General features: G+C 61.9%; 12 protein-coding genes and 1 riboswitch. Of the genes, 10 read left to right on the forward strand and 2 right to left on the reverse strand.

Annotated elements, in window-relative coordinates; genetic code table 11:
• The first annotated feature begins 134 nt into the window (after positions 1 to 134).
• A riboswitch (cobalamin riboswitch) is annotated at positions 135 to 326 on the forward strand.
• A 106-nt stretch (positions 327 to 432) separates the two neighbouring features.
• Together AB8A33_RS25880 and AB8A33_RS25885 are read left to right on the forward strand one after the other, a co-directional pair.
• Positions 433 to 2,703 carry a TonB-dependent receptor gene (locus tag AB8A33_RS25880; RefSeq protein WP_439095403.1) on the forward strand — a complete coding sequence of 757 codons (2,271 nt, stop codon included), beginning with the start codon at positions 433 to 435 and terminating at the stop codon, positions 2,701 to 2,703.
• A gap of 2 nt (positions 2,704 to 2,705) precedes the next feature.
• Positions 2,706 to 4,154 carry a PepSY domain-containing protein gene (locus AB8A33_RS25885; protein ID WP_439095404.1) on the forward strand — a complete coding sequence of 483 codons (1,449 nt, stop codon included), beginning with the start codon at positions 2,706 to 2,708 and terminating at the stop codon, positions 4,152 to 4,154.
• Here AB8A33_RS25885 and AB8A33_RS25890 read toward each other — a convergent pair.
• Positions 4,151 to 5,569 carry a TAXI family TRAP transporter solute-binding subunit gene (locus AB8A33_RS25890; RefSeq protein ID WP_439086977.1) on the reverse strand — a complete coding sequence of 473 codons (1,419 nt, stop codon included), beginning with the start codon at positions 5,567 to 5,569 and terminating at the stop codon, positions 4,151 to 4,153. The two genes, AB8A33_RS25885 and AB8A33_RS25890, sit on opposite strands and share 4 nt — an antisense overlap.
• A gap of 200 nt (positions 5,570 to 5,769) precedes the next feature.
• Here AB8A33_RS25890 and AB8A33_RS25895 point away from each other — a divergent pair, with 200 nt between their 5' ends.
• Together AB8A33_RS25895 and AB8A33_RS25900 are read left to right on the forward strand one after the other, a co-directional pair.
• Positions 5,770 to 6,093, forward strand: a complete 324-nt coding sequence (locus tag AB8A33_RS25895) for a 4a-hydroxytetrahydrobiopterin dehydratase (RefSeq protein ID WP_439095405.1) — start codon at positions 5,770 to 5,772, stop codon at positions 6,091 to 6,093.
• A gap of 81 nt (positions 6,094 to 6,174) precedes the next feature.
• Complete coding sequence (locus AB8A33_RS25900) at positions 6,175 to 6,558, forward strand: YkvA family protein (protein ID WP_439095406.1); 384 nt, start codon at positions 6,175 to 6,177, stop codon at positions 6,556 to 6,558.
• A 22-nt stretch (positions 6,559 to 6,580) separates the two neighbouring features.
• Here the strand turns inward: AB8A33_RS25900 and AB8A33_RS25905 are convergent, their stop codons facing one another.
• On the reverse strand, positions 6,581 to 7,555 hold the full coding sequence (locus AB8A33_RS25905) for an NADPH:quinone oxidoreductase family protein (protein WP_439095407.1): 975 nt from the start codon (positions 7,553 to 7,555) through the stop codon (positions 6,581 to 6,583).
• 118 nt (positions 7,556 to 7,673) lie between these two features.
• On the opposite strand from AB8A33_RS25905, the gene AB8A33_RS25910 reads away from it, so the two are divergent.
• The 6 genes from AB8A33_RS25910 (at position 7,674) to argG (ending at position 13,396) form a co-directional block, all read left to right on the forward strand.
• Entirely contained in the window at positions 7,674 to 8,513 is an 840-nt protein-coding gene (locus AB8A33_RS25910) for an SDR family oxidoreductase (RefSeq protein WP_439095408.1), read from the forward strand.
• A gap of 214 nt (positions 8,514 to 8,727) precedes the next feature.
• Positions 8,728 to 9,351, forward strand: coding sequence for an invasion associated locus B family protein (locus AB8A33_RS25915; RefSeq protein ID WP_439095409.1), 624 nt, complete (start codon positions 8,728 to 8,730; stop codon positions 9,349 to 9,351).
• A gap of 204 nt (positions 9,352 to 9,555) precedes the next feature.
• On the forward strand, positions 9,556 to 10,734 hold the full coding sequence (rlmN, locus tag AB8A33_RS25920) for a 23S rRNA (adenine(2503)-C(2))-methyltransferase RlmN (protein ID WP_439096063.1): 1,179 nt from the start codon (positions 9,556 to 9,558) through the stop codon (positions 10,732 to 10,734).
• A 2-nt stretch (positions 10,735 to 10,736) separates the two neighbouring features.
• Positions 10,737 to 11,213: a hypothetical protein gene (locus AB8A33_RS25925; RefSeq protein WP_439095410.1), complete on the forward strand. Its 477-nt coding sequence runs from the start codon at positions 10,737 to 10,739 to the stop codon at positions 11,211 to 11,213.
• Between the two features lie 45 nt (positions 11,214 to 11,258).
• Positions 11,259 to 12,062 (forward strand): phosphatase PAP2 family protein, encoded by an 804-nt coding sequence (locus tag AB8A33_RS25930; protein ID WP_439095411.1) that lies wholly within the window; start codon positions 11,259 to 11,261, stop codon positions 12,060 to 12,062.
• Positions 12,059 to 13,396 carry an argininosuccinate synthase gene (gene argG, locus AB8A33_RS25935; protein WP_439095412.1) on the forward strand — a complete coding sequence of 446 codons (1,338 nt, stop codon included), beginning with the start codon at positions 12,059 to 12,061 and terminating at the stop codon, positions 13,394 to 13,396. The genes AB8A33_RS25930 and argG overlap by 4 nt, the downstream gene beginning before the upstream one ends.
• The last annotated feature ends 31 nt before the right edge of the window (positions 13,397 to 13,427 follow it).

Here is a 13,427-nt window from a genome sequence, read left to right on the forward strand (position 1 = left end):
CTGATCCTGGCTCTGGCACCAGTGGCTCTAGGCAAATCGCTTGACGCTGCGATGACAGGTGATGCGCAATATCAACACCCGTCAGCACACGTTGCGAGTGACTAGCAACTTGATTGACACATTTGGAAATTTCACCTTAACGTGAAGGCGACGGTTCCCTTCGGGGATCAAAAGGGAATGCGGTGAGGGGGATCCCCCGATTCCGCGGCTGCCCCCGCAACTGTAAGCGGCGAGCCTGCGCCAAGAGCCACTGGGTATTCACCTGGGAAGGCGGCAACAGGCATTGACCCGTGAGCCAGGAGACCTGCCGCCAGTCGTGGTCACACGCGAGCACATTGGGCGGGGTGTCCTGGTGGAAGTCACACTGCCTGTTTGAAAGCAGCGGGGCGACTTGGTTTGCGGTGACGTGCCACGTAACCGCGAGTCCTGTAGATGACCTCCGTTTCTCCCGTCGCATTGAAGCGACATACTCCCTTTCTTTATTCTGTTGCTCTCTCCTGCTTGTTGTGTCCGAGCGAAAGCTGGGCGCAAGCTGCACAGCCAAGCCAGACGCTCGATCCCGTTGTAGTCCAGCCGTCGGCGACGCCTCAGCGCGCACGCCGCACCACGAACGGCAATGCATCGCGTGCTGCGCGCTCACGCCAGCAGCGCAATGTCGCCGCCAATACCGGCGCGCCGGTTACCACACCGACAGGCCCCGTCTTCGCAGCGCCGACGCTCAACCTCACGGGCACTACATCCACCGGCAGCCGCCTCGGCCTGACGCGCCTGCAGACGCCTGCCAGCGTCGAGGTGATCTCGGCCGAGACCATCGCCGAACGCGGCCAGCAGAACGTACTCGATGCCGTGACGCAGAACGCCACCGGCATAACGGCCATCGGAGATCCCGGCAACGGCGGCGTTGCCTTCAGCACCCGTGGCTTCACCGGCGTGGATTCGGTGAAGATGTTGCTCGATGGCACGCGACTCTACGTCGCTTCGGGCACGGTCAACTTCCCGTTTGACACTTGGTCCACCGAACGCATCGAGGTGTTGCGTGGTCCGGCGTCCGTGATGTTCGGCGAGGGTGCCGTCGGCGGCGCTATCAACATAGTCTCGAAGATGCCGTCATGGATCCCGCAAAACCAGGCCGAAATCTCGCTCGACAGCAACATGACCCGCCGCATCGCGGTGGACAGCGGCGGACCGATCAACAAGGACGTTGCCTACCGCATCACGGCTACCGGTAACATGTCGGACGGCTGGGTCGATCGCGGCAACAACTCGAATGTCGCGCTGCATGCCACCGTACAGATCAAGCAGACCGAAGACCTCGTCTGGACGATCTCGACCGACTACGGCGATCGCCACCCGATGCGCTATTTCGGCACGCCGCTGATCAACGGACAGTTCGATCCCGCCCTGCGCTTCAAGAATTACAATGTCGGCGACAGCACGATCCGCTGGCAGGACAGCTGGAGCCAGGTGAAGACCGAATGGCAGGTTGCCGACGGCATCTCGATCCGCAACACGCTGTATTACATGTACAGCCAGCGGCACTGGAAAGAGCTCGAAAACTACGCATTCAATCCGGCAACGGGCCAGATCGACCGCAGCTCATATTTCGAAATCTTCCATAACCAGCAGCAGATCGGCGATCGCTTCGACGCCACGTTCAAGGGCCATGTGCTCGGCATGGCCAATGAGTTTTTGGCCGGTTTCGACGTCAATCGCATCGACTTCAAGCACACCAACAACTCGCCCTATGGCGGATCGTCATCGGTCGATCCGATCAACTTCGATCCCGGCCTGTTCAGCAGCCCGGACCCGACGATTCCCGGCTTCAGGAGCGTCGCCAATCAATACGCGTTCTTCGCCGAAAATCGACTGGCCATCACCGAACAATTGTCGCTGATCGCGGGCGTCCGCCAAGATCAGCCGACCATTGAGCGAACCGACTATCGCAAACCCGCCAACAGTTACACCCGGGACTATTCTGCGACCTCGTGGCGCGTCGGCGCGGTCTATACACCGATCCAGAATCTCGCTTTCTATGGCCAGTATTCGACGGCTGTGGATACGGTCGGCGGACTGATCTCGGCGAGCAATGCCAATGCGAAATTCGATCTCGCAACCGGCAAGCAGGCCGAGATCGGCGTCAAGCAGTCGTTCTGGGGCGGTCGCGGTGAGTGGACGCTAGCAGGCTATGAGATCGTGAAGAACAATCTGATCACTCCCATTCCCGGCGGTGGCGGAACAGTACAACAAGTCGGCCAGCAATCGTCGCGAGGTATCGAAGCCTCGATCGGCCTCGCGCTCGACCACGGCTGGCGCATCGACGCCAACACCGCTTTCCTGCGCGCGAAATATGACGACTTCCAGCAAGCGACCATCGGGGTGAATTATGCGGGCAACGTCCCCATCAACGTCCCGCAGAACGTCTCCAACATCTGGGCGACATGGGCTTTCACAGCGAACTGGTCAGCCAATGCCGGCGTGCAGATCGTCGGCAAGACCTTTGCTGACAATGCCAATACGCTGGAAATGCCGAGCTACACGCTGGTCAATGCCGGCCTGCAGTGGAAGCCGGACGTCAACACCACGGTGTCACTGCGCGTCTATAACCTGTTCGACAAGATCTACGCGACGTCGAGCTACAGCGACAATCAGTGGGTCCTCGGCATGCCACGCACCGCTCAACTCGCCGTCAACGTGAGGTTCTGAGCTTGTCACGCAAGCTGACACGCACTCTCCGGCGGTGGCTGTATATCGGCCACCGCTGGGTCGGCATCGTCACCTGTCTCTTCTTCGCGATGTGGTTCATCTCCGGCGTAGTGATGATGTATGTCGCGTTTCCCAACCTCTCCGATACGGAGCGGCTGGCGACATTGCCTGACATCACCTGGGAGAAAGTTACCCTCTCTCCCGACGACGCGATGAAGAAGGCTGGCGCCGCGCGCTATCCGCGCGATCTGCGATTGAACATGATCGCCGATGAGCCGGTCTATCGATTGACCGGCTGGGACGGCAAACGGCAAACGATCTCTGCCATCGATGGCCGCGCCATCACTGACGTCTCCAAACAACAAGCGCTTGCAGTCGCAAGCTATCATCCAGCGAGCCAATCACCGCAACTCGAAGAAATCGTCGATCGCGACCAATGGAGTGTCACCGCGCGTTACGATCCGCTGCGGCCGTTGTATCTCATCGCGCTCGGCGATGATGCCGGCACCAAACTCTACGTCTCCTCGCGCTCCGGCGAGATCGCGCTCGATACCAGCCGTACCGAACGCTTCTGGAACTGGCTCGGCTCGATCCCGCACTGGATCTATCCGACCGTGCTGCGCCAGGACGGACCGCTGTGGCGGCTGGTGGTGCTGTGGATCTCCGGCATCTGTTTGATCGTCGGCGTTACCGGAATCTGGATCGGCATTCTGCGCGTGCGCCTGAAGCAACGTTATGCGAACGGCAACATCACGCCCTATCGCGGCTGGATGGCGTGGCATCACATCACCGGACTGATCGCCGGGCTGTTCGTGCTGACCTGGATGTTCTCGGGCTGGCTGTCGCTCGATCCCGGCCGGGTTTTTGCCGACCGCAATACGCCACGCGAGGTATTGGAGCGCTATGCCGGCCACGATGCGCCAACCATCGCTGCAGCCATTCGCGTACCAGCGGACAAAGCCGCGGTCGAAGCGCGCTTCGTATGGATCGACGGGATGCCGCTGATGATCGTCGCGTCACGCGACGGCACGAAGACGGTGATCGATCCGGCAAGCGGCGAAATCGCAAGATTGCCGCAAGATCGTCTCTGGAAAGCCGCAACAACGCTGCTGCCGGACTCGCGCCTCGAAAACCGGCTAACTATCGGAGAGTACGACGCTTATTGGTACACGCACCACAATGACCGCGAACTGCCGGTGCTGCGCGCCAAATTCGATGACGACGCGCAGACCTGGTTTCACATCAGCCCCGTCACCGGCGACATCCTCGGCCGCGTCGACTCAAGCCGGCGCACCTATCGCTGGCTGTTCAACGCGCTGCACAGTTTCGATTTTCAGTTGCTGCTGATGTATCGCCCAGCCTGGGACATCGTGGTGTGGCTGCTGTCGATTCTCGGCACCATCGTCTCGATAAGCGGCGTCGTGATCGGTTGGCGCTATCTCAAACGCTAGACCGCCAGCGGCCGCGGCGGCTGGCGCAATTGCTCCGGCGGATTCATCGGCTCCGGCGGTATCATCCCGATCAGTGCCTTGCGGTCGGCGACGGCGTTGTGGAATTGCTCAAGCGCAATGTTGAAGGCTGTCAGCGTGCCTTCCTCGATGGCACCGTGCTCGTAGCAATTCAGCGTATGACGCAGAATATCGTCGGCCTCCGCCTGCATCGTATCGAGCTCTTCGAGCGACTCGCTCTTGCGCGCGGCGGCGATCATGTCGAGCAGACGATCGCGCTCCGACACATTCACGTTGCGCTCGTCCTTCTTCAGATAGCTCGCGAACCAGGCGCCGATCGAGCCCATCGCCGAGAGCCCCATCAGGCTCCACCAGATGTAATCGCTGTAGCGATCGAGGAAGGTTTTTTCTTCGCCATCCACATAGGCGGCCGCGCCGGGATGCACGGGGATCACCGCATCCTTGTCGGTATCCGGCGTCTCGATCTTCGCCGCCAGCGGGAAGTCGTTGATGATCTGCTGACGGATCGCAAACAGCTGCCGCGTGAAGGCGGCAATGGTCACATCCGACAGGCTCTGCCGTGCCACGATGTGATGCGAGAAGCTGATGGTCTTGACGTCATCGTCCGGCCGCGCCGGCGCGCCGCCGAATGCGCCTGCAGGAATTTCCGATGATTCATACATCGGGAAATTCTGCGCGATGGCTTCGGCCGAATCGATCGCGAGGAAAGTCGGCGTGCCATCGCGGCTCGAAGCCTGGATGGCGTCATTGGTGATCTTGCTGTTCACCGGGCCGGCCGCAATGAACGCATCGACCTTCTGGTCCTTCACCGCCTCGGCCACTTCGGTGGTCGAGAACTGCACGATGGTGACCTTGGCCGGATCGACGCCGTATTGCCGCAGGATAATGTTGAGCAGATTGACGTTGGCCTGCGTCTTGCCGATCACGCCGACGCGCCGGCCGGCGAGCTGCGAGAATTTGGTGATCTTCGGCCCGGACTTCTTGCCCTTGGCGGCCGGCGGCACCCAGATCACGGCGACATTCTTGCGCAGCGTGGCGACGGCGCGCGCGTTCTTCGGCACTTCGAGATCGCCGCGAATGATCGCGAGATCGGCCTTGCCATCCGCGAGCGCCTTGGCGCTGGCGGTGGCGCCTTCGGTGAGGATCGGTCGCAGCCGGACGGTATAGTGATCGCGCGAGAACGACTGCACCAGCGCCTGCACGACCTTGACGTCGTCGCTGTTCGGCGGACCGACGGCGATCCGCAGCGGCACCGGCTTCATAGCGAAGTAGTAAGCGCCGGCCACGGCCGCGACGATCGCCAGCGTCCCCGCCAGCGTGATCAGCGTCATCTTGCGCCGGATCGACCGCGGCGACGGCGGTCCCACCGGCCCGATAACATCGGGACCGTCTGCCATGGATCTGGAAAACAATCGCTTCAAATTCATCTGCGCCAAATGGGTTCGAGCGACAATGTAGCAAAGTTTCGGGTCGACGCGCCGTTCCAACGGCAGCATGGTTACCGGCACGCTTGATTACCGTTCTGCATGCGCGGCATTTGCTGCCTTATTGTGGCATGGATCCCAACTGTGTCACCGGGCGTTAGAGTAAAGTTCAAGTGAAGCAGGAGGTTGGCATGGTGGAACGACTCTCGGCCGAGGCCCGCAAGGCGGCGCTGAAGGAGCTCTCGGGCTGGAGCGAGGTTTCCGGGCGCGATGCCATCGCCCGGACCTTCACGTTCAAGGACTTCAACGAGGCCTTCGGCTTCATGGCGCGGGTCGCTCTGGTCGCCGAGAAGAGCGACCACCATCCGGAATGGCGCAATGTTTACAAGACGGTGGAGGTAGTACTGTCCACCCACGACGCTGACGGCGTGACCAAGCGCGATGTCGATCTGGCGAAGGCCATGAATACCATCGCCGGGCAACTCGGCCACTCCTGAGCGTTGCTGAACGTTGCGACCGCCGCGCCAAATCACCATTTAATCGGAACGCTGCAAACTGCAGCCGTGAGGACATTGCCGATGGCAACCGACCACAGCGTGGGCTTCGAGCCAGCCGATGAACTGGCCAAAGACCGCGAAAGCGTACGCAAGCAGTTCTGGCGCAAGCTGAAGAAGCTGGCCGTCAAGGTGCCTTTCGCCGAAGACTTGCTGGCCGCTTATTACTGCGCCTTCGACCGGCAGACGCCGCGTCATGTCCAGGCGGCGCTGCTCGGCGCCATCGCCTATTTCGTGCTGCCGTTCGATTTCGTGCCAGACATGCTGCCGGTTCTGGGATTCACGGACGATGCCGCGGTGCTGGCGACAGCTTTGCGCATGGTGGCGAGCCACATCAACGAGGACCATCGCGCGGCTGCCAGAGCGGCCATCGCACGTGGATTGGCGAAAGGTGAAACGGACGCGTAATCCGCGTCCGCCTCATTCAGCTTTATGGATGAAGGATCACTTTGCCCATGGCCTGACGGCCCGCCAGTACCTTCAAGGCATCGGCGGTCTTGGCCAGCGGGAAGGTCCGGTCGACGTGGGATGAGATCTTCCCTTCGGCGGCCCACTTCACCAGCTTTTCAAGATTGGCGCGGTTCTTCTCGGGGTTCTGCCGCACCCATGCGCCCCAGAACACGCCGCGGATGTCGCAACCTTTCAGCAGCGCGAGATTGAGCGGCATTTTCGGAATGTCACCGGCAGCGAAGCCGATCACCAGGAAGCGGCCCTCCCAAGCGATGGCACGGAGCGATGCTTCGGCATATTTGCCACCAACCGGATCGAAGATGATGTCGACACCCTTGCCATCGGTCAGCTTCTTCAGACCTTCTTTCAGATCTTCGGTCGCGTAGTTCAGTCCGATATCCGCGCCGTGCTTCTTGGCGAATTCAAGCTTCTCATCCGACGAAGCGCAAGCGATGACCTTGAGGCCGAGCAGCTTGCCGAGTTCGCACGCCGCGAGGCCGGTGCCGCCGGCAGCACCGAGCACGGCCAGCGTTTCGCCGGGCTTCGGGCTGGCGCGGTCTTCCAGCGCATGCAGCGCGGTGCCGTAAGTGATGATCACGCCGGCGGCGCGGTCGAAATCGAGATTGTCGGGAATCTTCACGGCGGATGCCGCAGGCACCGCGATCTTTTCACGGGCGCCATTGTGGCCCACGGAGGCGACCACACGGTCGCCGACCTTGAGACCGGTCACACCGCTGCCGATGCTCTCGATGACACCAGCGACTTCCGCAGCCGGCGAGAACGGGAACGGCGGCTTGATCTGGTACTTGCCCTGGATCATCAGGATATCGAAGAAATTCAGCGCAGCGGCCTTGATCGCGATGACGACCTGACCGTCGGCGGCGACGGGATCATCGATATCGGCGAAAACGAGATCGTCGGGTTCGCAGAACTGCGAGCAGAGAATGGCTTTCATCTGATCATCTGACCTTCGGCTTGAGACAGTTGAAGGGAGTCATGCCGGATTTGACGGCGCGCTACAATCTGATTCGAGAAAAGGTAATTCCGCCCTGCGGCCAAACGAGGAACCGTCCATGTTCGAGACAACGCTGCTCGCCAACAAGCGCATTCTGGTCACAGGTGGCGGCTCCGGCCTCGGTGCGTCCATGAGTCGCCGCTTCGCGGAACTGGGCGCCGAGATCGTTCTCTGCGGCCGCCGACTTGAATTGCTCGAACAGACTGCGGCGCAACTGCGGACCGATTTCGGCGGCAAGGTCAGCGTCATCCGATGCGACATTCGCGACGCCGCCGCGGTCGAGACGATGATGGAAACAATCTGGCGCGACGGGCCGCTCGACGTCCTCGTCAACAATGCTGCGGCGACCTTCATCGCACAGAGCGAACATCTCTCCGCCCGCGCCGCCGACGCGATCCTCGCGCCGACGCTGCATGGCGCGATGTATTGCACGCTCGAAGCCGGACGGCGCTGGATCGCTGGACACCACAAGGGCGTCGTGCTGAGCATCCTCTCGACATCGACCATTACCGGCCGCGCTTTCACGGTGCCATCGGCGATGGCCAAATCCGGACTCCTTGCAATAACGAAGTCGCTCGCGGTGGAGTGGGGACCTCGTGGCATCCGCACCGTTGCCATCGCGCCCGGACCGTTCCCCACCGCTGGCGCAACCGGGCAACTGCGGCCCGAGGGACGCGACAACGGCCCCGCGGCACAAAACCCGCTCGGCCGTGTCGGCGACCACCGCGAACTTGCCAATCTCGCCAGCTTCCTGATTTCCGATCAGGCCGGCTATATCAATGGCGAGATGGTGGTGCAGGACGGCGGCGCACACCTGCGCGCATCTGGCGTAGAGGATCTGCTGCAGTGGAGCGATGCGCAGTGGGCGGCGCAACGTGCGGCGCGCACCAAGAACTGAGCCGAAGGCTGGACAAAAAACTGAGGATGACCCTTGCGCCATCAGCGCGCAGCAAGGCAAGGACTGCTATCCTTGCGGGAGTCGCGTCTGCCTTTTCAAGAAAGCGATTTGCGGATATGGCAGACATCGTGACGTCAGCGATTCCAGATCGTCTTGGTAAAGCCGTCTTGTTGCGAGCCATCTTCCAGTCACAATGATAGAGGATCGAGACTTGATGTCCGTGCGGCGATTCCTGACAGTTGTGTCGATAAGTGTAGCGATGGTCGGTATCTCCGATCTTGCGCAGGCGCAGAGCGCTGCATCGAAGGGCAAGGCCGCCGCACCACCGAAGGCAGCACCCACACCGGCGAAGCCCGCAGCGGCAGCGCCTGCTGCAGCAGCGGGTGGCGCAGAGCCCACGCTGGTCGGACAGTTCGGCTCGTGGGGCGCCTACACCGCAACACCGAACGGCAAGAAAGTCTGCTTCGCGCTGGCCAAGCCGGCATCGTCGAAAACCAATCCGGCGAACCGCCCGCGCGATCCCGCTTACGCCTTCATCTCGACCCGCCCGGCCGAGAAGGTGACCAACGAAGTCTCGATCATGATCGGCTATCAATTGAAGCCGGGCTCCGAGTCCACGCTGGAAGTCGGCGGCGCGCGCTATGCGATGTACACGCAGGGCGACGGGCTCTGGATCAAGAATGCCGCCGAGGAAGAGCGCATGGTGGAAGCCCTGCGCAAGGCGGCCGACGTGACCGTGAAGGGCGTCTCCGCCAAGGGCACAGAGACCACCGACACGTTTTCGCTGAAGGGTCTGGCCCAGGCGCTGGACCGTCTGGCGCAGGATTGCCGGCGGTAATTGCCGCCAAAACTCCGGCTAAATCCTTGTCGCCGTTAATATTGCCGCATTTCGCGCCTTTTCATTCGGGCGCGAAAAGCTTATTTGAGGTCGGCCTGTTTAAGGCCAGATTTCCCGTGACATCATAGATCGAACGCCATGACCCCCGTTTCAGCCGAGGCCGGTTCCGCCATCGACGCTTCCCGCGCATTGCCCGCGGGCGAGATGCCGCTGGAGAAGATCGCCACCGAAACCTATGTCCCGCTGGCCAAGCCATCGCTGATCGGCCTGTCGCGCGCGGAAATCGCCGAAAAGCTCGGTTCCATCGGCGTGGCCGCAGCCCAGCGCAAGATGCGGACGCAGCAGATCTGGCACTGGATGTATGTCCGGGGCGTCCAGACCTTTGCCGAAATGTCCAGCATTTCCAAAGGCATGCGCGAAGACCTCGAGAAGCATTTCACGGTGGCACGGCCCGAGGTCGTGGTCGAGCAAATCTCCAATGACGGCACTCGCAAATGGCTGCTGCGGCTGCCTTCAGGCACCGCCGGCGAGAAGGCCCATGAGGTCGAGTGCGTCTATATCCCCGAGACCGACCGCGGCACGCTCTGCGTCTCGTCGCAGGTCGGCTGCACCCTGAACTGCTCGTTCTGCCACACCGGTACCCAGCGGCTGGTGCGCAATCTGACGGCCGGCGAGATCGTCGGCCAGATCATGGTTGCCCGCGACCGCCTGGGTGACTGGGCCGACCGCGAGACCCCGGACGGCAACCGCCGCGTCACCAATATCGTGATGATGGGCATGGGCGAGCCGCTCTACAATTTCGATGCGGTGCGCGACGCGCTGCTGATCGTCTCCGACAATGAAGGCATCGGCATCTCGCGCCGGCGCATCACGCTGTCGACCTCCGGTGTGGTGCCGAACATTGCGCGCACCGGCGACGAGATCGGCGTCATGCTGGCGATCTCGCTGCATGCAGTGCGCGACGAGCTGCGCAACGAACTGGTGCCGCTCAACAAGAAATATCCGCTCGAACAGCTGATGCAGGCCTGCCGCGATTATCCCGGCGCCTCCAACGCACGGCGCATCACGTTCGAATATGTGATGCTGAAGGGCGTGAACGACTCGCTGGAAGATGCCAAGCTGTTGGTCAAGATGCTCAAGGGCATCCATGCCAAGATCAACCTGATCCCGTTCAATCCGTGGCCCGGCACGCGCTACGAATGTTCGGACTGGGACCAGATCGAGAAGTTCTCCGAATACATCTTCAATGCCGGCTATTCCTCGCCAGTGCGCACCCCGCGCGGCCGCGACATTCTGGCCGCCTGCGGCCAGTTAAAGTCGGAGACCGAGAAACTGTCGGCGCGTGAGCGTCAGGCTTTGCGCGCGATGGCGATGACGGACTGACGATGGCGCTGATCGGCCGCCTGTTCGTCATCTTTCTCGGCTTCTGCGCAGCATATCTTGTCGGCGGCGCGATCGTGGTGTTCTCGATCCTGTTTCCGGAGCTCAGCGCGCTCGATACCGGCGTCATCGATCCCAACACCATCAATATCCTGCTTGGCTTCGGCTTCATCTTCATCAGCGGCTTCGCGCTGATCCCGGCGATACTCGTCGTCCTCATTACCGAGGCCTTCTACATTCGCAGCGTTATCGTCTATGCGCTCGGCGGCGCGGCGGTCGGGCTCGCCTGCTATCTCGGTCTGATTCCCTATGACCCTGCCACGATGAGTTTCGACGGCATTGTGCGGCGGCATCTCGAAGTGATGACCGGCGCGGGTATCGTTGCCGGACTGATCTACTGGGTGATCGCCGGCCGCAACGCCGGCGCCTGGCGGCAGCCACGGCGCGCACCACCGCAGCCCGATGTCGCGGCCGGCCCCTAGTGCACTGCCTTTCCTTCAACTCCTGCCTCGGTTAAACCGCCCGCTATGAACCGGACCGGACTCCTCATCGCGCTTGGGCTGTTTGCCGCCATTGCCATTGTCTTCGGAGTCTGGCCCGAACTCGACCTCAAGCTCGCGGCACTGTTCTACGATCCCGCGACCAGACGCTTCCCCACAACGTCGCTGCCCTATGCGCAGTTCGCCCGCGATGCGGCGATGTGGATCGCATGGGCCTTTGTCGCGCCCTCGATCCTCGCGCTGATCGTGAAGCTGATCTGGCCCAACCGGCCGCTGCTGGTGAAAGGCCGCACCGCGGCCTTCCTGATCCTCACCATGCTGATGTCGGCCGGAGTCCTGACCAATCTGACCTTCAAGACCTTCTGGAGCCGCCCGCGGCCGGTGATGGTCTCCGAATTCAATGGTCCCTGGCAGTTCAAGGCCTGGTGGGATCCGACCGGTCAGTGCGGCCGCAACTGCTCGTTCTTCTCCGGTGAGGGCGCCACGGCGTTCTGGACCTACGCTCCGGCCGCGCTCGCGCCGCCGTCGCTGCGGCCCTATGCCTATGTTGCGGCGACGGCGTTCGGGATCGCCACATCCGGCTGGCGGATGGCTTTCGGCGGCCATTTCTTTACCGACGTGACCATCGCCGGGCTGGTCTCATTCCTGGTCATCTGGTTGATTCACGGATGGATTTACCGCTGGCCCTCGACCCGCAAGACTGACGAGGAGATCGATGCTGCGTTGACGCGCTTTGCCTGGCCGGGCTATCGCTGGCGGCAGAAATTGCGCGGTCGTGACGTCGGCCCCGCGCCCAATTCAACCGAAATTTCCCGATTGGACGTTCGATGACCACGATCCTGAAGAGCCTGCCCAAAGGAAAAAACGTCGGCATCGCGTTCTCCGGCGGGCTGGACACGTCAGCCGCGCTGCTGTGGATGAAGCAGAAGGGCGCCAAAGTCTTCGCCTATACCGCAAATCTCGGCCAACCCGACGAGGCCGACTACGACGAGATCCCGCGCAAGGCCATGGAGTTCGGCGCCGAGAAGGCCCGCCTCGTCGATTGCCGCGCGCAACTGGTCCATGAAGGCATCGCCGCCATTCAAGCTGGCGCCTTCCATGTCTCGACCGGCGGCATCGCCTATTTCAACACCACGCCCCTCGGACGCGCCGTCACCGGCACGATGCTGGTCTCGGCCATGAAGGAAGACGGCGTCAACATCTGGGGCGACGGCTCGACCTATAAGGGCAACGATATCGAGCGGTTCTACCGCTACGGCCTGCTGACCAATCCAGACCTGAAGATCTACAAGCCCTGGCTCGACGATCAGTTCATCGACGAACTCGGCGGCCGCGCAGAAATGTCGGCATTCATGACGGCCCACGGCTTCGCCTACAAGATGTCAGCCGAGAAGGCGTATTCGACCGACAGCAATCTGCTCGGCGCCACCCACGAGGCCAAGGATCTCGAACACCTCGATAGCGGCATCAAGATCGTCAATCCGATCATGGGCGTGCCGTTCTGGCGCGACGACTGCGCCGTCAAGGCCGAGAAGGTCGTGGTGCGGTTCGTCGACGGCCAGCCCGTTGCACTGAATGGTCAGACCTTCACTGACGCTGTCGCGCTGTTCCTCGAAGCCAATGTCATCGGCGGTCGCCACGGCCTCGGCATGAGCGACCAGATCGAGAACCGCATCATCGAAGCGAAGAGCCGCGGCATCTATGAAGCGCCCGGCATGGCGCTGCTGCACATCGCCTATGAGCGTCTCGTGACCGGCATCCACAACGAGGACACCATCGAGCAGTACCGCATGAGCGGCATGAAGCTCGGCCGGCTGCTCTATCAGGGCCGCTGGTTCGACTCGCAGGCCCTGATGCTGCGCGAGACCGCACAGCGCTGGGTGGCCCGCGCCATCACCGGCGAAGTAACGCTCGAACTGCGCCGCGGCAATGACTACTCGATCCTGAACACCGAGAGCCCCAACCTGACCTACGCGCCGGAGCGGCTGAGCATGGAGAAGGTCGAGGACGCGCCGTTCACGCCGGCAGACCGGATCGGCCAGCTCACCATGCGCAATCTCGACATCACCGATACCCGCGCGAAGCTGGATCTCTACGCGAAAACGGGCCTGTTGAGCGCCGGCGAAGGCTCGAACATTCCAAAGCTGGGTAGCGACAAGGATTAAGCCACGCAATCGCGTAGCCCGGATGAGCAAA

Source organism: Tardiphaga sp. 813_E8_N1_3 (assembly GCF_051811025.1).
GTDB lineage: Bacteria > Pseudomonadota > Alphaproteobacteria > Rhizobiales > Xanthobacteraceae > Tardiphaga.

What these genes read in the sequence shown, in the direction of transcription:
- AB8A33_RS25910 (WP_439095408.1), top strand. Translation starts at nt 7,674, where the DNA reads ATGTTCGAGACAACGCTGCTCGCCAACAAGCGCATTCTGGTCACAGGT.
- rlmN (WP_439096063.1), top strand. Translation starts at nt 9,556, where the DNA reads ATGCCGCTGGAGAAGATCGCCACCGAAACCTATGTCCCGCTGGCCAAG.
- AB8A33_RS25890 (WP_439086977.1), bottom strand. Translation starts at nt 5,569, where the DNA reads ATGGCAGACGGTCCCGATGTTATCGGGCCGGTGGGACCGCCGTCGCCG.
- AB8A33_RS25900 (WP_439095406.1), top strand. Translation starts at nt 6,175, where the DNA reads ATGGCAACCGACCACAGCGTGGGCTTCGAGCCAGCCGATGAACTGGCC.
- AB8A33_RS25925 (WP_439095410.1), top strand. Translation starts at nt 10,737, where the DNA reads ATGGCGCTGATCGGCCGCCTGTTCGTCATCTTTCTCGGCTTCTGCGCA.
- AB8A33_RS25905 (WP_439095407.1), bottom strand. Translation starts at nt 7,555, where the DNA reads ATGAAAGCCATTCTCTGCTCGCAGTTCTGCGAACCCGACGATCTCGTT.
- argG (WP_439095412.1), top strand. Translation starts at nt 12,059, where the DNA reads ATGACCACGATCCTGAAGAGCCTGCCCAAAGGAAAAAACGTCGGCATC.
- AB8A33_RS25915 (WP_439095409.1), top strand. Translation starts at nt 8,728, where the DNA reads ATGTCCGTGCGGCGATTCCTGACAGTTGTGTCGATAAGTGTAGCGATG.
- AB8A33_RS25880 (WP_439095403.1), top strand. Translation starts at nt 433, where the DNA reads ATGACCTCCGTTTCTCCCGTCGCATTGAAGCGACATACTCCCTTTCTT.
- AB8A33_RS25930 (WP_439095411.1), top strand. Translation starts at nt 11,259, where the DNA reads ATGAACCGGACCGGACTCCTCATCGCGCTTGGGCTGTTTGCCGCCATT.